We start from the raw sequence: 21,169 nt of genomic DNA on the forward strand, positions 1-21,169 counted from the left end.
TCTTCACATTAAATAGTGGGATAGAGGATTGGTTTGAAAGAGAGTGATATTTCCTTTAAAAATCAAAAGAGCCCAAGAGCTCTTTTGGATCAGAATATTTCAATATCACCGGTTTGACTTTGAATATGTAGTTCAGCGCTTGCCTGCGGAGCGTGATAAGCAAAACCACGCCCGTTTGGTGATAGAGTTAGATTTGTATCGCAATCACCAAAGGCAGTTTCGATATATAGCGACGTAGTGTTCGCATTACTGTGGAAATCACGGAAAGAAATGTCGCCAGATACGTTTGTTAGGGAAGTTTTTCCAATAAATTGGCAATTTGTCAACTCCATGTCTCCACTAGCGCAATCTATGTCAAGGTTTTCCAACTGAGAAAGGGTACAGTCAATATCACCAGAGGCAAGCTCGATTTGTAATTGTTTCACCTGACTATTGGTGAGGCTAATATCTCCACTACCAATTTGAAGATTTCCTTTATCGATTTGACAAGAAAGAAGCCCTATGTCACCTGTGCCTGCACCTATGTTCATCTGTGAAAGGTGGCAGTTTTTGCATAAAATATCTCCAGAACCAGTTTGGATTGTTCCCCCTGAAATAGCTAAATTTTCTAGATTCACATCGCCATTTCCAAGTTGGACAGTAAGTACTTTTTGCTGGTAATTTTTTGGAAGATATAATTGAAAATGATTGTCTGAGAAGATTTGCTGAGTGATATCTTGTATAAGAGTTTTTAAAGTGAAGTTAGATGAAAAAATTTCCTTTTGATTAAAAGATTGTCGAATTGTTAACAGGTCTGCTTGATTTTCTATCGTTACACCACTATCCTCATCACAAAGTAGGTAGGCAGTTTCTTCATTTGTTGGTAATATGGATAAATCTGCTGTGTCAAACCTAATAGATAATCGCTTAAAGTCTAATAAATCTATTCGCTTCTTCTCTTTATCAAAGTCTGACTTTGCTTGCGAAAAGCTTGATTTTTTCTCCCTGCTTTGCTCTCTCTGAATGATTGTAGGAGTAGAAGCAAGTTTACTCAATAATTCTTTGGCAACTTCTTCTGGTGTACCAAGATCCTTTAGGATAGCATCTTCATTTTCAGCTCCTGCTTCATCAAAAAGTTCGGTGAAATATTCCATCGCTTCATCGTATTCTTTTCTTGAAAGTGGTTGTAGTTTTACTTCTAATTCTTTTAAAAATTGTGCGCGTGTCATTTTCTAATGCTCCCTTCTATAATACCATCAATCTGCTCCTTGTAAGCCTTCCATTCTTCTTGCAAAAAGGGAATGTGTCCACGTCCAAGTGCAGTAATAGTGTAGTATTTCCGCTTTCGCCCTTGATATTCCTGCGAATAAGTGGTGACATAACCAGCAGTTCCTAATTTTTTTAAAATGGGATAGAGTGTAGATTCCTTGATATCTGCAACAATCTTGATGGTCTGACTAATCTCATATCCATAGGAATCCTGCTTTTCAATGATGGAGAGTATCAAAAATTCGATTAAAACTGATGATACGGGATAGTACATATTTGCCCTCCTTTTATATAAATATTTTATATATAAATTTTATACCTATGAATCTCTTTTGTCAAGGGAAATATATAAAAAAATTATATATTGATAGAAAAACCATTAAAAATATGAGATATGATATGATAAAACAGATTTAGGAGGCTTTGGAATGGCGGAGATTTTGATTCGAGCACTTGGTTTTTTACTAGTGATTGCTCTAGGATATATGCTAAAATTACGGAAAGTGGTGCGACGGGAAGATGCAGGAATTTTTTCGGCCATTGTGATGAATGTGACCTTACCCTGTACAATTTTGGTATCAGCTTCTTCAGTCCAACTGGGAGAAGGGTTACTTATTCCCTTGCTTTTTGGATTTGCTATGAATCTCGTGATGGATGGGATTGGTTACTGGGAGGCCCGTGGAAGAGGCAGTCGGATCCAGAGTATTGGCCTTGTGCAGATTTCAGGTTATAATATCGGAACCTTTACTCTTCCCTTTGTACAGGCTTTTTTTCCAGTGAGTTATCTGGTACCTGTTTTACTGTTTGACACGGGGAATGCTCTTATGGTACTAGGAGGAAATTATACTCTAGCAGTTGGTCTTGATAGTGAACGGGAGAAGATGGGAATTGCGAGTATAGTGCGAAATTTATTTGGTTCGGTTCCGTTTGCTGTCTACCTGCTGACATTTGCTTTTTCTAGTTTAAATCTGCAAATTCCCAGTCGGATTTTATCTATTACTTCTATAGCGGCCAGTGCCAATCCGTTTTTAGCCATGCTTATGTTGGGTATCCTTCTCGATCTGAAGCTAGATCGGAAAAAGATAGGGCGATTGATATATTTGCTCTGTCTGAGGTTGTGCATAAATATCCTTATGGGAAGTATATTTTATTTCCTTCTCCCTATTGACAGAATGATGAAAAATCATGCTGTTGGTTTGTCTAGCGTCACCGATTTCCGTCATGTCCCCTGTTTACGCTTTAAAGCTTGGAAGTTATTCAGCAGAGCCCGCCAATCTTAATTCCTTATCCATCTTGGTCAGTCTAGTGTTGATGATGCTGTTAATCATTATGTTTGCATGAAAAAAGCCTTCGTATGCACTGAGCTTCAGAAGTTAGAGAAAAATCTAACATTTTGGATGCGATTCAGTACATGAAGGCTTTTCTTATTATCTGGGAAATTTACCACTTATACTCAATCAAAATCAGCTTAGGTGGATGTAGGTGTAGATAAAACTAGAGTTTATCAAGCAAGATCATCAAAGTCTAAGCTTTATATTTGAAGAATATCAGTCGATAAAGAAATCCTGTGGCCCTTGATAGCGACTATCACTATTAAAGGCTAGGTAGAGGTTAAAGATAGGGGTAAAAAGGACATAGAAGATGGCTTGGATAGCAGATAGACCAAAACTGCGACCGAAACAATAGGTTAGATAGATACCATAAAGCGGACCAGCTATAAGTAAGAAAAGAATAAACCATCTCTTCTCATATCCAAATGCAATAGATTGTTGGATGTAGAGATTGTAAATAGGAATCAAGGCCTTCCATCCTGCATAACCTGCTTTTTTAAAGAGAATATAGTTGGAAATGGTAACGAGGATAGTCCAAATTGCTGAAAACAGCAGTGCTGTTCCCCAAATACCAATGAGAAGACCTTGTATAAAGAATTCTTCTGTCATAGTGAAACTCCTTTCGTTTTTATATATCTATTATAACAGTATTAGTTCAATGATACAAGAATTAGATATAGATATTTTGGAATTTAAAAAAGTTAGATTTCTACCGGAAACCTAACTTTTTTGATTTTTATTTGTAGGATACAATACCCAAAATCACATCAACAGCCTTTTCCATGGTTTCAAGACTGACAAATTCGAAGCGACCATGCATATTTTCTCCGCCTGCAAAGATATTTGGTGTCGGAATACCCATGAAGGAAATCTTAGAACCATCTGTACCACCGCGGACTGGTTCAATCAATGGCTTAATGCCCAAGTTTTCCATTACATCCTTAGCGATTGTAATCGGGGTCATATCTTTTTCGATGATTTTTTTCATGTTATAGTATTGATCGTGAAGATGAACAAGAACACGTTGTGTATCAAAGTTGGCATTCATTCTTTCTGCAATATCCAACATCAATTGTTTGCGAGCTTGGAAATCAGTCTCTTCAAAATCGCGGATAATGTAGCTAGTAGAAGCTCTATCAACACTTCCTTCCATATTCATCAAATGGAAGAAGCCTTGGTAGCCTTCTGTCTTTTCAGGTCGGTCTGTTTCAGGAAGTGCGTTGTGGAAGTCAATAGCCATTTGGAAGGCGTTAATCATCTGGTCTTTGGCAGATCCAGGGTGAACATTGCGCCCTAGGAAATCTATCTTGGCACTGGCAGCGCTGAAAGTTTCATATTGAAGCTCACCAAGAGGCCCTCCGTCCATCGTGTAAGCAAAGTCTACATCGAAGTCCTCTACATCAAACTTATCAGCACCAACTCCAATCTCTTCGTCTGGACCAAAGCCTACTCGAATTTCGCAATGCTTGATGTCAGGATTTTCTACTAAAAATTCAATGGCTGTCATAATTTCAGCGATACCTGATTTATCGTCAGAACCTAGCAAGGTCGTACCATCCGTAGTAATCAAGGTTTGCCCATGATAATTTGCTAATTGTGGGAAATCTTTTGGATGCAATTCGTAACCAGAGGTGCCAAGTGTGATTGGGCTTCCATCATAATGTTCGATTATCTGTGGATTGATACCCTCAGCATTGAAATCCGCTGTATCCATGTGAGCGATGAAACCAATCTTACGTGTCAAACTAGGATCATTGGCAGGTAGAGTTCCTACTGCAAAACCATTTGGCAGATAGTGAACATCCTGCAACCCAATGCGCTTCATCTCAGGTAACAGGATATTCTGAGCAAATTCTACTTGGTTTTGAGTAGATGGAGTAGTTGTGGAATTTTCATCTGAGCGAGTATTTTCTTTTACGTAAACTAAAAATCGATCTAAAAGTGTTGGGTATTTCATATTTTCTCCTTCGTAAATCTTTGAATTGGTTTAATAGGGGATCAATTTGATGGGACATGCACTAGCCATTCTGCATCTTCGTTTCTAATTAGCTTCTCAATGACAAAATATGTTTTTTAATAGCTTTGGCAACACCGTTGTTGTCATTGGTATCTGTGATATCTTGGGCGATGGCTTTAACCTCGTCATTGGCATTTCCCATAGCAATACCAAGTCCTGCGAACTCAATCATTTCAAGGTCGTTATTGGCATCCCCTACAGCCATAATTTCTTCTGGTAAAATTCCCAGGCGGTTGGCCAATTTTTGCAGACCAGAAGCCTTGCTGGCTCCATTTGGTAAAATTTCTAAAAGATAATCCTGAGAACGAACGGTTGAGTATTTCTGGCTGAGGAGTGGATTGTATGCTGCTTCAAATTGATCAATTGCCTCCTTTTCGCCGACGAACATTGCCTGAAAGAAGCGGTATTTTCCAGATTTTGCTTCTGTTAGGTCAATAGCAAACGGGGACGTGCCAACGATTTGAGCATCCATACGAACAATCTTGTTAGCTTTTTCAGCCAGTACGAAATATTCTGCTTCATCAAATAGAGAAAGTTGCACGTCATCACTATTTGTAAAACTGCTGAGATGGTCAAGATCATCAGGGGTCAGTTCGTCCCAATCGATTAAACTCCAATCACGGGTAGAATGAGTTGAACAACCATTATTGACAATGATGAACTCGTTCTTGGTGTCAAAACCAAGTTGCTTGATGAAAGGCTTCACACCTATCAAGGGCCGTCCAGTACAAAGTACAACTGTGACACCTAACTCTACAGCCTTGTGGATTGCTTCAATCTGTGGTTGCATTAACTCTTTTTTCTCGTTTAACAACGTTCCGTCCATGTCAAGGGCGATGAGTTTTATCATAAGAACCTCCTTGTTTTAAGACTAGTATAGCACAAAATGGGGGAGGAGTGGTTGAAATACTTGAAAGACTGCTGTTATAATGGAATCCTTTCTTAGTTATGATTAAAAAATGATAAGCGGATAGATGATCATTGGTTGATTACCGATTTTTTTTGGTATAATAGAAGGAGAGATAAGGAGAGTATTATGCATAATATTACATGCCCTCATTGTGGGACGGCTTTTCAGGTTAATGAAACAGAATACAGTCAGTTGTTAGCTCAGGTGCGCGGTGCGGAGTTTGATAAGGAAGTCCATGAGCGGTTGGCTCGTGAGACAGAATTATTGATTCAGAAGGCAGAAAATGATTTGCAGACTCGACTGGGGGATAAGGACAAGGAGATCTTTGAGTTAACTGCCAAGTTGGACAAAATAGCTAGTCAGACTGAGTTTGACATCAGCTCTGCTATTTCTCAAAAAGATCAAGAAATTCAAGAGCTAAAGGCTCAACTAGATAAGATTGGTATTGCTAAGGATTTAGAGTTACAGCGAGCGATGGCGAAGGTTGAAAAAGAGCGGGATGCGGCTCAAGCGGCTTTGGCTGTTCAGGAGCAGAAGCAAGAGTTGGCCCTTGCGAACACCCGTCAGGAGTATGAAGTGCGTCTAAAAGCTGCGGATGAGCAGGTGGAATTCTACAAGAACTTTAAGGCTCAGCAATCAACCAAGGCGATTGGGGAAAGCTTAGAGCTTTATGCTGAGGCAGAGTTCAATAAGGTACGCCAATTAGCCTTTCCAAATGCTTACTTTGAAAAGGATAACCAAGTGTCAGCGCGTGGTTCCAAGGGAGACTATATTTACCGTGAGCTTGATGAAAATGGGGTGGAAATCCTTTCGATTATGTTTGAGATGAAAAATGAGGCTGATGATACCATCAAAAAGCATAAGAATGAAGACTTTTTCAAGGAATTAGATAAGGACCGCCGAGAAAAAGAGTGTGAATACGCAGTTCTAGTGACTATGTTAGAGGCAGACAACGATTACTACAATACGGGTATTGTAGACGTTAGCCATAAATATGAAAAGATGTATGTCGTCCGTCCACAGTTCTTTATCCAATTGATTGGACTTTTGCGAAATGCTGCACTTAATAGTTTGAAATACAAACAAGAGTTGGCTTTAGTTAGGGAGCAGCATATTGATATTACTCATTTTGAAGAAGACCTAGCAACTTTCAAAACAGCCTTTGCTAAAAATTATCAGTCGGCCAGCAACAATTTCCAAAAAGCCATTGATGAAATCGACAAAGCCATCAAACGTATGGAAGCTGTTAAGGCTGCCCTTACGACCAGTGAAAACCAACTACGTCTAGCTAATAATAAACTTGATGATGTCTCCGTCAAGAAACTGACTCGCAACAATCCAACCATGAAAGCTAAATTTGAAGCATTGAAGGGAGGATGAAATGGGCACAAAATATAAGTAACGTTGAGAGTTAAGATATGGAAAAGATAAAGAAAGTTATTTTAATTGATGGAGAAGATAAGACAGGACGTATTGAATCAATTCAGTTGGTTCGTCATAACGGTAAGTCTTATTTTAAAATATATTTCCGGAATAATATTAAACCCTATCTTTACGGTACACAGAGAGTTGAGGTATTGAGTTTTTGTAAAGAATTAAATCCAATAGAGATTGGAGTTTATAGAAAACAAGATGGGAAAATTTTAAATAATATTGAGTCGATTATTGAATTCAGAGGAAAGTATTCAACTGCTTATAATATTTCTTATAAAAACGGTACCAGTGAGCTATGCCTGGAGGAGGATATAAGGATACGACAAAATAAATTGGCATGTGTGAGTAGTCAGCATATCTTTAATTATTTGAAAGAACTTTCTAAGTTGAATCCTCTTAGGAGTCAAAATACGGATGAATTATTATTATTAAAACGATATGAGAATTTAGGTTATGTAGATAGTTCAACTGCCTTAGCAAGTTACATAAAGCCTAAACAGAAAAGTACTTTACCACTTTTTAAGGAGTTGATTTTTCCTTTTGGCTGCAATAATAGTCAATATAAAGCAATAAAAAATGCTCTAACAAATCAATTTAGTGTTATTCAGGGACCACCTGGAACTGGGAAGACACAAACAATTCTCAACATTGTAGCAAACATATTATTTCAAGGGAAAAGCGTATTAATAGTCTCTAATAACAATGCTGCTGTCGAGAATATTCTCGAAAAACTAGCGAAGTATCAACTTGACTTTCCGGTGGCCTATCTCGGGAGTAAGGAAAATAAAGATAATTTTTTTCTCAACCAGAGTGGTGAATATCCAGATCTTTCTTCTTGGATTTTAAAAGATGATTACATGGGAACCATACAGAAAGAATTGAAGGAAAAGGTAAGTAGCCTTCCTCGTATTTTTGAAATTCAAGAGAAAATAGCCATCCTAAGGCAAGAACTATCGGAATTAGAAACGGAGTTCCATCATTTTAAAGAATTCTTTAAAAATACAAATATATCACCTATGGAATTAAATCTTCACTCTTCTAAGAAGTTGTTTAAATTATGGAATGAGTGCGAAGAATTTTACAAAAGCAATAAGAAGATAAAATTAATTTTTAAAATAAAAACATAACAAAACTCCAATTATCCGCATAAACACTGGAAGTATTCCACCCCATCAAGGATAAAACCAATCAAATTACTACTGATTTACTACGTATGAATGAGCTTTGGTACGACGATTTTCCTTGAAAGGTGAAGATTAAAAAGGCACTTCCAATACAAATTGAATATTCAAAAGAGGTAGGCACTTCAAATATGAGGTGTCTATTTTTTTACTCAATTTGAAAGGTCGTGATAATGATGACAAGAAAACCTCATGAAAAGAAATGTCGCTCTCCCACGACAGACACACTGAAAATATAAAAATCAATATATCACAGAAAGGACGAAAAATATGGAACTAAAATATGTTATTCCCAACATGGAAAAGACTTTTGGAAACTTGGAGTTTGCCGGTGAGGATAAGGTCATACAAAGAAGAATCAACGGACAGCTTACCGTTTTATCAAGAAGCTATAACCTCTATTCCGATGTACAGAGAGCAGATGATATTGTGGTAACACTTCCGGCGGAAACAGGCGAGAAAAACTTTACCTTTGAGGAAAAAGTAAAGCTCATCAATCCCCGTATCAAAGCAGAGGGATACAAAATCGGCACACGAGGTTTTACCAATTATATTTTGGAAGCAGATGACATGATAAAAGCATAGAAAGTGAGGAAAAGAAATGAGATTAGCAAACGGTATTGTTTTAGAAAAGGAAGCGACCTTTGGAGAGCTGAAATTCTCCGCACTCCGTCGTGAGGTACGCATTCAAAAGGAAGATGGCACGCTTTCGGAAGAAATCAAGGAGCGTACCTATGACCTTAAATCCAAAGGACAGGGACGAATGATTCAGGTAAGCATTCCAGCCGGTGTTCCGCTAAAAGACTTTGACTATAACGCACATGTAGAGCTTGTCAATCCGGTTGCCGATACAGTAGCAACCGCAACCTTTCAGGGAGCAGAGGTGGACTGGTACATCAAGGCGGATGATATTGTTCTGGCAAAGGATATGGGAAATTTCAAAAGAGAAGCTCCTAAAAAAGAGCCTGTTACTGAAAAATAAGAGAAAGAGAAAAAATCGAAAGGAGGAATACGCAGATGAAACAGTGGCTTTTTTCCGGTAAACGGATTCGACCAAGCGATAAAGATTTGGTCTTTCATACAGTCATATCTATACTCCTGCCGGTGTTTATTCTTGTAGTCGCCCTGTTTCATGCCAAAACTATCTTAGAGATAAATCGGCAGGAGTTTCATTTACCAAAGGCAAGTGAAATCAATACTCCCTACCTTGCTTTAAGCTGTATCATTTCCGGTATTGTTTGTCTGTCACTGATTTTTGTGATTAGACGCTATCGTTATGACTGGATAAAACAACTCTACCATCGTCAGAAATTAGCCAGAATGATACTGGAAAATAAATGGTATGAAGTAAAACAGGTAAAATCAGAGGGTATTTTTGAAGATTCTTCCGGTCGGACAAGGGAAAAGATAAGCTACTTCCCGAAAATCTATTACCACATGAAAAACGGTCTGATACGGATATGTGTAGAAATCACACTGGGCAAGTATCAGGAACAGCTCCTGCATTTAGAGAAAAAGTTAGAAAGTGGCTTATATTGTGAGCTGACCGAAAAAGAGCTGAAAGATTCTTATGTGGAATATACCCTGCTTTATGACATGATTGCCAACCGCATATCCATTGATGAAGTACAGGCAAAAAATGGAAGGCTCCGCCTGATGAAAAATATCTGGTGGGAATATGACAAACTCCCTCACATGCTGATTGCAGGCGGTACAGGTGGCGGTAAAACCTATTTTATCCTGACCCTGATTGAAGCCCTGCTCCGTACAAACGCAAAACTGTATATCCTTGACCCGAAAAATGCCGACCTTGCAGACTTAGGTTCTGTCATGAAAGATGTTTATTACCAAAAGGAAGATATACTTTCCTGCATTGACAGATTCTATGAGGAAATGGTGGAACGCAGTACGGCTATGAAAGAAATGACAAACTACAAAACAGGTGAAAACTATGCCTATTTGGGACTTCCGGCTCATTTTCTGATTTTTGATGAATATGTCGCTTTTATGGAAATGCTTGGAACAAAGGAGAATACCGCTGTCTTAAACAAGTTAAAACAGATAGTCATGTTAGGTCGGCAGGCAGGTTTTTTCTTAATCTTAGCCTGCCAAAGACCGGACGCAAAATATCTTGGCGACGGTATCCGTGACCAGTTTAATTTCAGGGTGGCTTTAGGTCGTATGTCTGAAATGGGCTATGGCATGATGTTTGGAAGTGATGTGCAGAAGGATTTTTTCTTAAAGCAAATCAAAGGTCGTGGCTATGTTGACGTAGGAACAAGTGTCATATCTGAATTTTACACACCCCTTGTACCGAAAGGACATGACTTCTTAGGGGAGATAAAGAAACTCGCAGACGGCAGGCAGGACGCACAAAAGGCGTGCGAAGCGTAAGCCTTGCCGTGCGGGCTGTCTGCCGGTTGGTGTGGCGACAGCCACGCCAACCATTCACCCCCCGTATCTAACAGGGGGGTACAAATCGATAAAAAACAATCAATTTATAATCTCTTAATCCCTTTTGGGCAAGGGATTATAAGAATTGAGGCATGTGTCAGATAAACTTTCAAAGTTGACATGTGCTTTTTTAGACAGGAGGGATTTTACTGGAGAAAGAAAATCATATTAAAAAGTTAAAAGAAACCCGATTAGCTTATGGTATTTCACAAAGCCGTCTGGCAAGTGGTACAGGCATTACAAGGCAATATCTAAGCGATATTGAAACAGGAAAAGTGACACCGTCAAAAGAACTGGAGCACTCACTCTTTGAAACCTTGGAGCGTTTTAATCCCAATGCTCCCCTTGAGCTTATTTTCGACTATATAAGGATTCGCTTTCCGACAACAGAGGTCAGATATGTCATAGAACATATCCTGCGACTAAAGCTGTCCTATTTTCTTCATGAGGATTACGGTTTTTACTCTTATTCAGAGCATTACGCTTTAGGGGATATATTTGTCCTCTCATCACAGGAGCTTAACAAGGGCATTCTGGTAGAACTAAAAGGACGTGGGTGCAGACAGTTTGAAGCCTATCTATTGGCGCAGGAGCGAAGCTGGTACGAATTTTTCATGGACGCTTTATCGGCTGGCGGTGTGATGAAAAGACTGGATTTAGCCATCAATGACCGAACCGGCATTTTGAATATTCCTCTGCTTACCGAAAAATGCAGGCAGGAAGAATGTATTTCCGTCTTTCGCAGTTTCAAAAGCTACCGAAGTGGAGAATTGGTACGTAAAGATGAAAAAGAGTGTATGGGAAATACGCTTTATATCGGTTCTCTTCAAAGTGAGGTTTACTTTTGTATCTATGAAAAGGATTATGAGCAGTACAAGAAAAATCATATCCCCATCAGTGAAGCGGAAGTAAAAAACCGATTTGAAATCCGTCTGAAAAATGAGCGTGCCTATTATGCCGTTCGTGACCTGCTTGTCTTTGACAATCCGGAACAGACCGCCTTTAAGATTATCAACCGCTATATCCGCTTTGTGGACAGGGACGATAACAGACCACGCTGTGACTGGAAATTAAATGATGAGTGGGCTTGGTTTATCGGCAATCACCGTGACCGCTTAAAACTCACGACAAAGCCCGAACCCTATACCTATGAACGCACGCTGAACTGGCTGGCTCGTCAGGTAGCCCCGACCTTAAAGGTGGCACTAAAGCTGGACGAAATCAACCAGACACAGACGGTAAATACTCTGCTTGAGCATGCAAAGCTGACAGATAAGCACAGGCAGATTCTTAAACAACAGTCAGCAAATATCAAAGACGTAATCGTTTAGTATGATTACATTTTCAAAACAAACTTATTTTTTATCAGAGAGGAGAATATTGTAATGAACTTTGGACAAAATCTTTATAACTGGTTTTTATCAAACGCACAATCACTGGTGCTTTTAGCTATTGTTGTGATTGGCTTGTATCTTGGCTTTAAGCGTGAATTTTCCAAACTTATCGGCTTTCTTATCATTGCGATTATCGCAGTGGGACTGGTATTTAACGCAGCCGGTGTCAAGGATATTTTATTGGAGTTATTCAATAAAATCATCGGAGCTTAGAAAGGGTGTGAAGAAATGGACGATATGCAGGTATATATTGCCAACCTCGGTAAATACAATGAGGGAGAACTCGTGGGGGCTTGGTTTAAGCTCCCTGTGGATTTTGAGGAAGTTAAAGAAAAAATCGGATTAGATGATGAGTATGAGGAGTATGCCATTCATGATTACGAACTTCCTTTTGACATTGACGAATATACCCCTCTTGAGGAACTGAACCGTCTTTATGAGCTTGTATGTGACCTGCCGGAAGATTTGCAGTCAGAGCTTTCCGCCCTCCTTACGCATTTTTCAAGTATTGAGGAATTAAGCGAACATCAGGACGATATTATCCTGCATTCTGGCTGTGATGATATGGCAGATGTGGCACGCTATTACATTGAGGAAACCGGAATGCTTGGCGAAGTGCCGGCAAATTTACAAAACTATATTGATTATGAATCCTTTGGTCGTGACTTGGAGCTTTCAGGAACTTTTATCCATACAAGCCGTGGAATTTTTGAAATCATCTACTGATGTCTGCCAAAGTTAGCGGCAGATATTTTTATTTAAGGGGTAGTTTTCGGACTATCCCTTTTCTATGAAAGGATAACAGAAATGAAAAAAATACGAAGCTATACAAATATCTGGTCGGTGGAAAAGGTACTTTATTCTATCAATGATTTTAAGCTGCCTTTTCCCATCACCTTTACGCAAATGACATGGTTTGTGGTGTCTGTATTTGCAGTCATAATCTTTGGAAATTTACCGCCATTGTCTTTGATTGAGGGGGCATTTTTAAAATATTTTGGAATCCCTGTCATTTTGACTTGGTTTATGAGCCAGAAAACATTCGACGGGAAAAAGCCTTATGGATTTTTAAAGTCGGTATTTTCCTTTTGGTTTAGACCAAAGCTGACCTATGCAGGCAAAAGCATACAGCTAAGAAAAAGCAATATACAGGAAACAATTACAGCAGTTAGGAGTGAATACGATGAAATATCCCATTAAATATATTGAAAATAATCTGGTTTGGAATCATGACGGGGAATGCTTTGCCTACTATGAACTTCTTCCCTACAACTATTCTTTTTTAAGTCCGGAGCAGAAATTACAGGTACATGATTCTTTCAGACAGCTTATCGCACAAAATCGTGACGGAAAAATCCATGCTCTACAAATCAGTACCGAATCAAGCATACGCTCTGTTCAGGAACGTTCCAAAAAGGAAGCGGTCGGAAAATTAAAAGAAGTTGCCGAAAAAAGAATTGATGAGCAGACAGAGGCTCTGATTTCCATGATTGGAGAAAATCAGGTGGACTACCGCTTTTATATCGGATTCAAGCTCCTTTCCGGCGAACAGGATTTATCCGTCAAAGGATTTACAAAAGAAGCTAAAAATGCGGCTTTGGACTTTATTTATGATGTCAATCACAGGCTGATGGGCGATTTCGTCAGTATGAATAATGAGGAAATTCTCCGTTACTCAAAAATGGAAAAATTGCTTTCAAACAAGATTTCCAGAAGATTCAAAATCCGACCGTTAAACGAAGATGATTTCGGTTACCTTATAGAGCACATTTACGGACAGACCGGTATTGCCTATGAAGATTACACCTACCATCTTTCAAAGAAAAAGACAGATGGAGAAACGCTGATTAAATACTATGACCTCATCAAGCCTACCCGTTGCCTGATAGAAGAAAAGCAAAGGTATTTGAAGATTGAGCAGGAAGAAAGAGAAGTCTATGTAGCTTACTTTACTATCAACAGCGTTGTCGGAGAGCTGGATTTTCCATCAAGTGAAATTTTCTATTATCAACAACAGCAATTCACCTTTCCGATTGATACCTCCATGAACGTTGAAATTGTAGCTAATAAAAAGGCTTTGGGGACAGTCAGAAATAAGAAAAAGGAATTAAAAGATTTAGATAACCACGCTTGGCAAAATGACAATGAAACCAGCTCCAATGTTGCCGACGCTTTAGAAAGTGTTAGCGAGTTGGAAAGTAATTTAGACCAAAGCAAGGAATCCATGTATAAGCTCTCCTATGTGGTAAGAGTATCCGCTGATGATATTGACGAGCTGAAACGACGTTGTGATGAGGTGAAAGATTTTTACGATGATTTAAGCGTAAAGCTGGTGCGACCGTTTGGCGATATGATTGGCTTGCAGGGGGAATTTCTGCCAGCCGGCAAACGCTATATGAATGACTATATCCAGTATGTGACTTCGGATTTTCTTGCCGGACTTGGCTTTGGAGCAACACAAATGCTTGGAGAAAAAGACGGAATCTATGTCGGCTACAGTCTGGATACGGGAAGAAATGTTTATCTGAAACCGGCTCTTGCTTCACAGGGCGTAAAAGGCTCTGTAACCAATGCCTTAGCTTCCGCTTTTGTCGGCTCTCTTGGTGGTGGAAAATCCTTTGCAAATAACATGATTGTCTATTATGCGGTACTTTTCGGGGCACAGGCTCTTATCGTTGACCCGAAAGCGGAGCGTGGAAATTGGAAAGAAACCCTGCCTGAAATTGCTCATGAAATAAATATTGTCAATCTGACATCAGAAAAGAAAAACATGGGACTGCTTGACCCTTATGTGATTATGAAAAATCCAAAGGATTCAGAATCTCTTGCGATTGACATTTTGACCTTTTTAACAGGAATTTCTTCCCGTGATTCTGACCGCTTCCCTGTCCTTAGAAAAGCTATCCGTGCCGTAACAAACAGTGAAGTAAGGGGCTTATTAAAGGTCATTGAGGAATTGAGAGTTGAGGGAAGTGCCACAGCCATCAGTATTGCAGAGCATATTGAAAGCTTCACAGATTATGATTTTGCTCATCTTCTCTTTAGCGACGGCGAAGTAAAACAATCCATCAGTTTGGAAAAACAGTTAAATATCATACAGGTTGCCGATTTGGTGCTTCCGGATAAGGAAACGGATTTTGAAGAATATACCACAATGGAACTGTTATCCGTGGCAATGCTTATTGTTATCAGTACCTTTGCCTTGGACTTTATCCATACGGATAGAAGTGTTTTTAAGATTGTGGACTTGGACGAAGCATGGAGCTTTTTACAGGTAGCTCAAGGCAAAACCCTGTCCATGAAATTAGTGCGTGCCGGACGTGCCATGAATGCAGGTGTCTATTTCGTAACACAGAATACAGATGACCTCTTAGATGAAAAGCTAAAAAACAATCTGGGACTAAAATTTGCTTTTCGCTCCACAGATATCAATGAGATAAAAAAGACTTTGGAATTTTTTGGTGTTGACCCCGAAGATGAATATAACCAAAAACGTCTGCGTAACTTGGAAAACGGGCAATGTCTTATCAGTGATTTATATGGGCGTGTTGGCGTGATACAGTTTCACCCTGTATTTGAGGAACTGCTACATGCCTTTGATACCAGACCGCCTGCAAGAATCGAGGTGTAAGTATGGAACAAAAAAAAGACTTCATAAAAATATTCAAGCAAATTGGTAAAGTCATACTGACAGCAGGTGTAATTATTATCATCAGCTTACTATTCCTATCTATGATTGGAACAGTAGCACATGCCGCAGGATTGGTTGATGATACGGTAAACACGGCGAACGAATACAGCAAATATCCGCTGTCAAATTATCAGCTTGATTTTTATGTTGATAACTCTTGGGACTGGTTGCCGTGGAACTGGATTGATGGAATCGGAAAGCAGGTTATGTACGGACTTTATGCGATTACCAATTTTATCTGGACAATCAGCCTGTATATTTCAAATGCCACAGGTTATCTGGTTAAAGAAGCCTATTCTCTGGATTTCATTTCTTCCACGGCAAATGCCATCGGAAAGAATATGCAAACCTTAGCCGGTGTTACTTCAAGCGGTCTATCATCAGAGGGCTTTTATGTCGGTTTTCTTCTGATTTTCATTTTGATACTTGGTATCTATGTCACCTATACGGGTCTTATCAAAAAGGAAACAACAAAAGCTGTTCATGCGATAGCCAATTTTGTACTGGTATTTATCCTGTCTGCCTCCTTTATTGCTTATGCTCCGGATTATATTACAAAAATCAATGACTTTTCCTCGGACATCAGCAATGCCAGCTTATCGCTTGGTACGAAAATCACTTTGCCGGATTCCGAAGCAAAAGGAAAAGACAGTGTGGATTTAATCAGGGACAGCTTGTTTTCCATTCAGGTCAAACAGCCTTGGCTACTGCTCCAATACGGAACGACAGATATGGACAGTCTTGGTGCTGACCGTGTGGAAAATCTTTTGTCCACCAGTCCCGATTCCAACAATGGTGAGGACAGAGAAACTATCATCAAAGAAGAAATTGAGGATAATAACAACACTAACATGACCATCACAAAGACAATTAGCAGGTTGGGAACGGTGTTTTTTCTGTTCCTCTTTAATATCGGCATTTCTATCTTTGTCTTTCTTCTGACTGGCATTATGATTTTTTCACAGATACTTTTTATCATCTATGCCATGTTTTTGCCCGTCAGTTTCCTGCTTAGCATGATACCGACCTTTGATTGTATGAGCAAAAGAGCCATTACAAAGCTCTTTAATACTATTTTGACACGTGCCGGAATTACGTTAATTATCACGGTTGCCTTTAGCATTTCGACTATGTTATATACGCTGTCTGCCGGCTATCCGTTTTTTATGGTCGCCTTTTTGCAAATAGTGACCTTTGCAGGCATTTACTTTAAGCTGGGCGATTTGATGAGCCTGTTTTCCCTGCAAAGCAATGATTCACAAGGTGTCGGAAGCCGTATGATGAGAAAACCTCGTATGCTTATGCACGCACAAATGCACCGTCTGCAAAGAACACTGGGACGCTCTATGACTGCTTTTGGTGTCGGTTCTGCGGTTGCCGGTAAAAGAAACAGGGATAGAGATGGCTCGGTACATTCTCCGAAAACACAGACCAACCACAGCAGACCACAAAGCAAACAGACTACTTCACTGGGAGCAAGGCTCGGACAAAGTGTCGGAACAGTAGCGGATACGAAAGATACGATAGCGGAATCTGTCAGCCAATTCAAAGAACAGGTCGCTGAACTGCCGACAAACGCAAGATATGCCATCTTTCAAGGGAAAAACAAAATCAGAGAAAATCTGAATGATTTTACTGGTGGTATCTCTAAAACAAGGACAGATAGAGCAGACAGACGTAAGCAGAAGCAGGAAGCAAGACGACAGACCATTGCCGAACGCCGTTTGGAAATGGAAATGGCAAAAACAGAGAAAAGACCTGCTTCATCTGTCCATGAAAGACCAATGACAGCACAAGAGAAAACTGTTCAAGGACGAGAATTGCAAAAATCCGTAAGAAAACCTCAATCAACGAATACGCAGGAGCGAACCGTACAAAAATCGGAAATATCAAGAGAAAATCCACCACAATTTAGAATAACAAGGCAAGCTCCTGTCATTCAAAGAACGCAGACTGTGAATATTAAAAGCAGACCGTTACAATCCGCCAAGATAAAAAAAGAGCAAGGTAAGCCGTCATGAAATTAAAACATCTTCTCATCGGCTTTTTCGGTTTTTTCGTATTTATCTTCTCTCTGCTCTTGTTTATCACAATCTTAGTTTCCGATGAACAGGACAGCGGATTTGGGAACGGTCAATTTGGTGGTGCGACCGTTTCTAAAGAGGTTTTGGCACACAAGCCGATGGTAGATAAATACGCTAAGGAATATGGCGTCAGTGAATATGCGAATGTATTGCTTGCCATTATACAGGTAGAATCCGGCGGTACGGCAAAGGACGTTATGCAGTCATCGGAATCGCTGGGACTTCCCCCGAACTCATTGGATACGGAAAGCTCTATCAAACAAGGGGTAAAGTATTTCAGTGAGCTTCTGGCAAGCAGTAAGCGTTTAGATGTGGATTTTGATTGTGTCATTCAGTCCTATAACTATGGCGGTGGCTTCTTAGATTATGTTGCCCGTCGTGGCCAAAAATACAGTTTTGAATTGGCTCAAAGTTTTGCAAAAGAGCATTCCGGCGGTACAAGGGTGAGCTATTCCAATCCTATTGCCATCTCCATCAACGGGGGCTGGCGATACAATTATGGAAATATGTTCTATGTGGCTTTGGTCAAACAGTACCTTGTAACAGCTAAATTTGATAATGAAACCACACAGGAGATTATGAATGAAGCTCTCAAATATGAGGGCTGGAAGTATGTATATGGCGGAGCTTCTCCCACTACTTCCTTTGACTGTTCAGGGCTGGTGCAGTGGTGTTATGGAAAAGCCGGTATTTCTTTGCCAAGAACCGCACAAGCACAGTATGACGCTACATGGCATATCTCATTATCGGACGCACAGGCAGGAGATTTGATATTCTTCCACTCTACCTATAATGCAGGAACATATATTACTCATGTCGGAATCTATATCGGAAATAACCGCATGTATCATGCCGGCGACCCGATAGGCTATACCGACCTGACAAGCTCCTACTGGAAGCAGCATTTGGCAGGAGCAGGACGAATAAAACGATAAGAAAGGAATAAAAACATGAAATTCATCAATCATAAAAAAGATAAGAAACAGCTTTTAAAAACCAAGAAACCCCGTATTCATAAGGTGAATCCTCGAAAAAAGATAGTGATTGCCCTGTGGATACTCTTAGGAATCAGCTTTAGCTTTGCGGTATTTAAGCATTTCACGGCAATAGATACCCATACGATTCATGAAACCAAGGTCATAGAAAAGGAATATACGGATACTCACAATGTAGAAAACTTTGTAGAGAAATTTGCGAAAGTCTACTACTCATGGGAACAAAACAGCTTCTCGATTGATAACCGAAACAAAACACTGAAAAACTATCTGACAGAAGAACTGCAAGCTCTTAACAATGACACGGTGCGAAAGGATATACCTGTATCTTCTACACTTCAAGGCTTTCAGATATGGAGCGTCAAGAATACTGGTGACAATACCTTTGATGTGACATACAGTGTAGAACAGGGTATTACAGAGGGAGAAAGCAAGAAAAATATACAATCCTCTTATTTTGTCAGCGTCTATGTGGACGCTTCCGGAAATATGGTGATAATTAAGAATCCTACCATCACCAGTACACCGGCAAAATCTTCCTATCAACCAAAAATGGTGGAAAGCGACGGTACAGTTGATTCCGTTACCACGAATGAAATAAACGACTTTTTAACCACCTTTTTCAAGCTCTATCCTACCGCTACGCAAAAGGAATTATCCTATTATGTGGCAGATAAAGTCTTAAATCAGGTCGGTAAAGAGTATGTCTTTCAGGAACTTGTCAATCCGATTTATAACCGCAAAGAAAATCAGGTTACGGTATCTTTAGCAGTAAAGTATCTTGACCCACAGACCAAAGCAACGCAGGTATCACAGTTCAGCCTGACGCTTGAAAAGAATGAGGGGAATTGGAAGATTATAAAGTAATCTTTCTTAACAACCAAAAGACCTGAAAAATAAGAGTTTATTAATTTTCAGGTCTTTACCTTGATAAATAGGTACAATTTACAGCTTTAATGTTTTAATTGTGTCTAAATCCTTTGTAACTATAGCCGTATCAAATCTTACTTCAAATAAAATCAAGGATTCCCCTGCATATTCTATAGTATCTTTGTAATCCGGAATTTTAGCAATAAATTGCTCAGCAATATCAAAAATAGTTTTGGGACTTTTTTGAACTATCCCCTTAGCTTTGACATGTTCATTTCCTGAGTGAGGAATTGTGGTAAATGCCACGTATGGATTTGACTTTATTTCTTTGACTTTGTCGTTCCCTTTAAAAGATGAAAAGTAAAGTATATTTTCAGCCGGCTCAAAATAAAAATTTACTATTCTCACATTTGGAACATTATTTACAGATGTTGCTAAGGCTATTTCTGTTTGTTCAGCCATAATTTTTAAAAATTCTGTTTTTGTATTCATTTAAGAAAACCTCCTTTTTTATACTTTAATTATACAGAATAAAAGTATCAAATTTTGAAACCTTTAAAATTTAGCTACAAACTTAAAGAGATTTGATATAAGTCATATTATCGTCTATTTTTTTAATAATCAATTCCTTTAATTCAGGTGGATTAATTGAAATAATTTCTTTTCCAAAAATAGAAAAGTAACTTGAGATAAAATCTTCCTCATTTTTGTTGTAGTATCCTTTAATAATCGGTGTATTGTTACACCAAATTAATGTCATTGATGGATAATTTTCTTTTATAAATAAATCTACACCTTTTTCTGTTATACTTACTTCAAAATCGGTAGAATTCTTTTCCTTGAAATTCTTTTTTTTCAAAGTTTCAATTCTATAGTTGTCAACAGGCTCTTTATTTTCATTGATAGATAAAGAAAGAATTTTATCACAACGAAATACTTGCATTTTGTCATTATCATAATTATATGCTGTTACATACCATTGACCAAACGATGTAGATACATTCAAAAATTGTACAGTGTATTTATAATCATTATTTTTGCTTTTATAAGTAATATCACATACAGAATAGTTAATTGATAAATACAATACATCTTTCAAAAATGGACAATTATTCACTTGCTTTAAAGATGTAAAGCTGAATACTGTTTCCATTCTGTCCAAATTCAGCTTATGTTCTTTAGAGATACAGGATTCAAATTTCAGTTTTAGTTTCTGTAGGTCTAAATCAAAAGGAGTAGATTGATACTCTTTTAGTGTCAGCATGGAGAAGTACATCGCATACATTTCATCAGTGGTAAAAATAATAGGTGAAAGTAATCGGTTCTTTAAAATTCCATATCTTCCATACCTGCCATGTTCCGAAAATATTGGCATTCCAATCTGTTCTAAAGATTGAACATCTCTAATTGCAGTGCTTCTTGAGATATTATATTTCTCCATCAAATCTGTTAAGTTAAAATAGCTCTTATTATTTAAATATATCATCATATCATTAAGTCGCTCTGATTTATTCATTCAAACATCTCCTCTAAACATAAAGGTGTCATATTTTGAAACCT

The 21,169-nt window shown here is 38.8% G+C and carries 21 protein-coding genes; 14 read left to right on the forward strand and 7 right to left on the reverse strand.

Translation table 11 applies throughout. The features are described from left to right. Positions 1 to 89 precede the first annotated feature (89 nt). Together BZG42_RS04045 and BZG42_RS04050 are read right to left on the reverse strand one after the other, a co-directional pair. A complete protein-coding gene (locus BZG42_RS04045) occupies positions 90 to 1,208 on the reverse strand; it encodes a DUF4097 family beta strand repeat-containing protein (protein WP_155995500.1) in 1,119 nt (372 codons plus the stop codon). Next, positions 1,205 to 1,522 carry a PadR family transcriptional regulator gene (locus tag BZG42_RS04050; RefSeq protein ID WP_024531862.1) on the reverse strand — a complete coding sequence of 106 codons (318 nt, stop codon included), beginning with the start codon at positions 1,520 to 1,522 and terminating at the stop codon, positions 1,205 to 1,207. The genes BZG42_RS04045 and BZG42_RS04050 overlap by 4 nt, the downstream gene beginning before the upstream one ends. A 154-nt stretch (positions 1,523 to 1,676) precedes the next feature. Here BZG42_RS04050 and BZG42_RS04055 point away from each other — a divergent pair, with 154 nt between their 5' ends. Beyond that, positions 1,677 to 2,528, forward strand: coding sequence for an AEC family transporter (locus tag BZG42_RS04055; RefSeq protein ID WP_227990262.1), 852 nt, complete (start codon positions 1,677 to 1,679; stop codon positions 2,526 to 2,528). Positions 2,529 to 2,795: 267 nt separating this feature from the next. Here BZG42_RS04055 and BZG42_RS04060 read toward each other — a convergent pair whose 3' ends face one another. The 3 genes from BZG42_RS04060 to BZG42_RS04070 form a co-directional block, all read right to left on the reverse strand. Beyond that, a complete protein-coding gene (locus tag BZG42_RS04060; RefSeq protein ID WP_155995502.1) occupies positions 2,796 to 3,188 on the reverse strand; it encodes a DUF5684 domain-containing protein in 393 nt (130 codons plus the stop codon). Positions 3,189 to 3,315: 127 nt separating this feature from the next. Beyond that, positions 3,316 to 4,536: a peptidase T gene (gene pepT / locus BZG42_RS04065; protein WP_155974503.1), complete on the reverse strand. Its 1,221-nt coding sequence runs from the start codon at positions 4,534 to 4,536 to the stop codon at positions 3,316 to 3,318. Between the two features lie 88 nt (positions 4,537 to 4,624). Next, positions 4,625 to 5,446 (reverse strand): Cof-type HAD-IIB family hydrolase, encoded by an 822-nt coding sequence (locus tag BZG42_RS04070; RefSeq protein WP_155995504.1) that lies wholly within the window; start codon positions 5,444 to 5,446, stop codon positions 4,625 to 4,627. A 186-nt stretch (positions 5,447 to 5,632) separates the two neighbouring features. On the opposite strand from BZG42_RS04070, the gene BZG42_RS04075 reads away from it, so the two are divergent. The 13 genes from BZG42_RS04075 to BZG42_RS04135 all read left to right on the forward strand — a co-directional run bounded on the left by BZG42_RS04075 (position 5,633) and on the right by BZG42_RS04135 (position 19,606). Further along, positions 5,633 to 6,886, forward strand: a complete 1,254-nt coding sequence (locus BZG42_RS04075; protein WP_155995506.1) for a DUF2130 domain-containing protein — start codon at positions 5,633 to 5,635, stop codon at positions 6,884 to 6,886. Between the two features lie 38 nt (positions 6,887 to 6,924). After that, positions 6,925 to 8,067 (forward strand): AAA domain-containing protein, encoded by a 1,143-nt coding sequence (locus BZG42_RS04080; RefSeq protein WP_155995508.1) that lies wholly within the window; start codon positions 6,925 to 6,927, stop codon positions 8,065 to 8,067. 324 nt (positions 8,068 to 8,391) lie between these two features. Then, entirely contained in the window at positions 8,392 to 8,706 is a 315-nt protein-coding gene (locus tag BZG42_RS04085) for a YdcP family protein (RefSeq protein WP_155965653.1), read from the forward strand. A gap of 16 nt (positions 8,707 to 8,722) precedes the next feature. Next, complete coding sequence (locus BZG42_RS04090) at positions 8,723 to 9,103, forward strand: YdcP family protein (protein WP_155965655.1); 381 nt, start codon at positions 8,723 to 8,725, stop codon at positions 9,101 to 9,103. 35 nt (positions 9,104 to 9,138) lie between these two features. Then, positions 9,139 to 10,515 carry an FtsK/SpoIIIE domain-containing protein gene (locus BZG42_RS04095; RefSeq protein ID WP_155965657.1) on the forward strand — a complete coding sequence of 459 codons (1,377 nt, stop codon included), beginning with the start codon at positions 9,139 to 9,141 and terminating at the stop codon, positions 10,513 to 10,515. A 209-nt stretch (positions 10,516 to 10,724) separates the two neighbouring features. Continuing rightward, a complete protein-coding gene (mobT, locus tag BZG42_RS04100) occupies positions 10,725 to 11,906 on the forward strand; it encodes a MobT family relaxase (protein ID WP_269207173.1) in 1,182 nt (393 codons plus the stop codon). 54 nt (positions 11,907 to 11,960) lie between these two features. Continuing rightward, the gene (locus BZG42_RS04105) at positions 11,961 to 12,182 is read left to right on the forward strand and encodes a hypothetical protein (RefSeq protein ID WP_006906978.1); all 222 of its coding nucleotides are present in this window, start codon (positions 11,961 to 11,963) and stop codon (positions 12,180 to 12,182) included. Between the two features lie 15 nt (positions 12,183 to 12,197). Then, positions 12,198 to 12,695, forward strand: coding sequence for an antirestriction protein ArdA (locus tag BZG42_RS04110; RefSeq protein ID WP_106083807.1), 498 nt, complete (start codon positions 12,198 to 12,200; stop codon positions 12,693 to 12,695). An 81-nt stretch (positions 12,696 to 12,776) separates the two neighbouring features. Beyond that, on the forward strand, positions 12,777 to 13,169 hold the full coding sequence (locus BZG42_RS04115; RefSeq protein ID WP_155965661.1) for a conjugal transfer protein: 393 nt from the start codon (positions 12,777 to 12,779) through the stop codon (positions 13,167 to 13,169). Beyond that, positions 13,153 to 15,600 (forward strand): ATP-binding protein, encoded by a 2,448-nt coding sequence (locus tag BZG42_RS04120; RefSeq protein ID WP_155965663.1) that lies wholly within the window; start codon positions 13,153 to 13,155, stop codon positions 15,598 to 15,600. The genes BZG42_RS04115 and BZG42_RS04120 overlap by 17 nt, the downstream gene beginning before the upstream one ends. Positions 15,601 to 15,602: 2 nt before the next feature. Beyond that, the gene (locus BZG42_RS04125; protein WP_155965665.1) at positions 15,603 to 17,681 is read left to right on the forward strand and encodes a CD3337/EF1877 family mobilome membrane protein; all 2,079 of its coding nucleotides are present in this window, start codon (positions 15,603 to 15,605) and stop codon (positions 17,679 to 17,681) included. After that, positions 17,678 to 18,679, forward strand: coding sequence for a bifunctional lytic transglycosylase/C40 family peptidase (locus tag BZG42_RS04130; RefSeq protein WP_155965667.1), 1,002 nt, complete (start codon positions 17,678 to 17,680; stop codon positions 18,677 to 18,679). Before BZG42_RS04125 ends, BZG42_RS04130 begins: the two co-directional genes overlap by 4 nt. Positions 18,680 to 18,694: 15 nt before the next feature. Continuing rightward, positions 18,695 to 19,606: a conjugal transfer protein gene (locus BZG42_RS04135; RefSeq protein ID WP_155972103.1), complete on the forward strand. Its 912-nt coding sequence runs from the start codon at positions 18,695 to 18,697 to the stop codon at positions 19,604 to 19,606. Between the two features lie 78 nt (positions 19,607 to 19,684). Here the strand turns inward: BZG42_RS04135 and BZG42_RS04140 are convergent, their stop codons facing one another. Next, positions 19,685 to 20,101, reverse strand: coding sequence for a pyridoxamine 5'-phosphate oxidase family protein (locus BZG42_RS04140; protein WP_155965671.1), 417 nt, complete (start codon positions 20,099 to 20,101; stop codon positions 19,685 to 19,687). 82 nt (positions 20,102 to 20,183) lie between these two features. Continuing rightward, positions 20,184 to 21,125, reverse strand: coding sequence for a helix-turn-helix transcriptional regulator (locus BZG42_RS04145; RefSeq protein WP_155965673.1), 942 nt, complete (start codon positions 21,123 to 21,125; stop codon positions 20,184 to 20,186). Positions 21,126 to 21,169 lie beyond the last annotated feature (44 nt).

This window comes from Streptococcus sp. DAT741 (genome assembly GCF_009866825.1).
In the GTDB taxonomy this organism is placed as follows: Bacteria; Bacillota; Bacilli; order Lactobacillales; family Streptococcaceae; genus Streptococcus; species Streptococcus ruminantium.

What these genes read in the sequence shown, in the direction of transcription:
- BZG42_RS04045 (WP_155995500.1), bottom strand. Translation starts at nt 1,208, where the DNA reads ATGACACGCGCACAATTTTTAAAAGAATTAGAAGTAAAACTACAACCA.
- BZG42_RS04050 (WP_024531862.1), bottom strand. Translation starts at nt 1,522, where the DNA reads ATGTACTATCCCGTATCATCAGTTTTAATCGAATTTTTGATACTCTCC.
- BZG42_RS04055 (WP_227990262.1), top strand. Translation starts at nt 1,677, where the DNA reads ATGGCGGAGATTTTGATTCGAGCACTTGGTTTTTTACTAGTGATTGCT.
- BZG42_RS04060 (WP_155995502.1), bottom strand. Translation starts at nt 3,188, where the DNA reads ATGACAGAAGAATTCTTTATACAAGGTCTTCTCATTGGTATTTGGGGA.
- pepT (WP_155974503.1), bottom strand. Translation starts at nt 4,536, where the DNA reads ATGAAATACCCAACACTTTTAGATCGATTTTTAGTTTACGTAAAAGAA.
- BZG42_RS04070 (WP_155995504.1), bottom strand. Translation starts at nt 5,446, where the DNA reads ATGATAAAACTCATCGCCCTTGACATGGACGGAACGTTGTTAAACGAG.
- BZG42_RS04075 (WP_155995506.1), top strand. Translation starts at nt 5,633, where the DNA reads ATGCATAATATTACATGCCCTCATTGTGGGACGGCTTTTCAGGTTAAT.
- BZG42_RS04080 (WP_155995508.1), top strand. Translation starts at nt 6,925, where the DNA reads ATGGAAAAGATAAAGAAAGTTATTTTAATTGATGGAGAAGATAAGACA.
- BZG42_RS04085 (WP_155965653.1), top strand. Translation starts at nt 8,392, where the DNA reads ATGGAACTAAAATATGTTATTCCCAACATGGAAAAGACTTTTGGAAAC.
- BZG42_RS04090 (WP_155965655.1), top strand. Translation starts at nt 8,723, where the DNA reads ATGAGATTAGCAAACGGTATTGTTTTAGAAAAGGAAGCGACCTTTGGA.
- BZG42_RS04095 (WP_155965657.1), top strand. Translation starts at nt 9,139, where the DNA reads ATGAAACAGTGGCTTTTTTCCGGTAAACGGATTCGACCAAGCGATAAA.
- BZG42_RS04105 (WP_006906978.1), top strand. Translation starts at nt 11,961, where the DNA reads ATGAACTTTGGACAAAATCTTTATAACTGGTTTTTATCAAACGCACAA.
- BZG42_RS04110 (WP_106083807.1), top strand. Translation starts at nt 12,198, where the DNA reads ATGGACGATATGCAGGTATATATTGCCAACCTCGGTAAATACAATGAG.
- BZG42_RS04115 (WP_155965661.1), top strand. Translation starts at nt 12,777, where the DNA reads ATGAAAAAAATACGAAGCTATACAAATATCTGGTCGGTGGAAAAGGTA.
- BZG42_RS04120 (WP_155965663.1), top strand. Translation starts at nt 13,153, where the DNA reads ATGAAATATCCCATTAAATATATTGAAAATAATCTGGTTTGGAATCAT.
- BZG42_RS04125 (WP_155965665.1), top strand. Translation starts at nt 15,603, where the DNA reads ATGGAACAAAAAAAAGACTTCATAAAAATATTCAAGCAAATTGGTAAA.
- BZG42_RS04130 (WP_155965667.1), top strand. Translation starts at nt 17,678, where the DNA reads ATGAAATTAAAACATCTTCTCATCGGCTTTTTCGGTTTTTTCGTATTT.
- BZG42_RS04135 (WP_155972103.1), top strand. Translation starts at nt 18,695, where the DNA reads ATGAAATTCATCAATCATAAAAAAGATAAGAAACAGCTTTTAAAAACC.
- BZG42_RS04140 (WP_155965671.1), bottom strand. Translation starts at nt 20,101, where the DNA reads ATGAATACAAAAACAGAATTTTTAAAAATTATGGCTGAACAAACAGAA.
- BZG42_RS04145 (WP_155965673.1), bottom strand. Translation starts at nt 21,125, where the DNA reads ATGAATAAATCAGAGCGACTTAATGATATGATGATATATTTAAATAAT.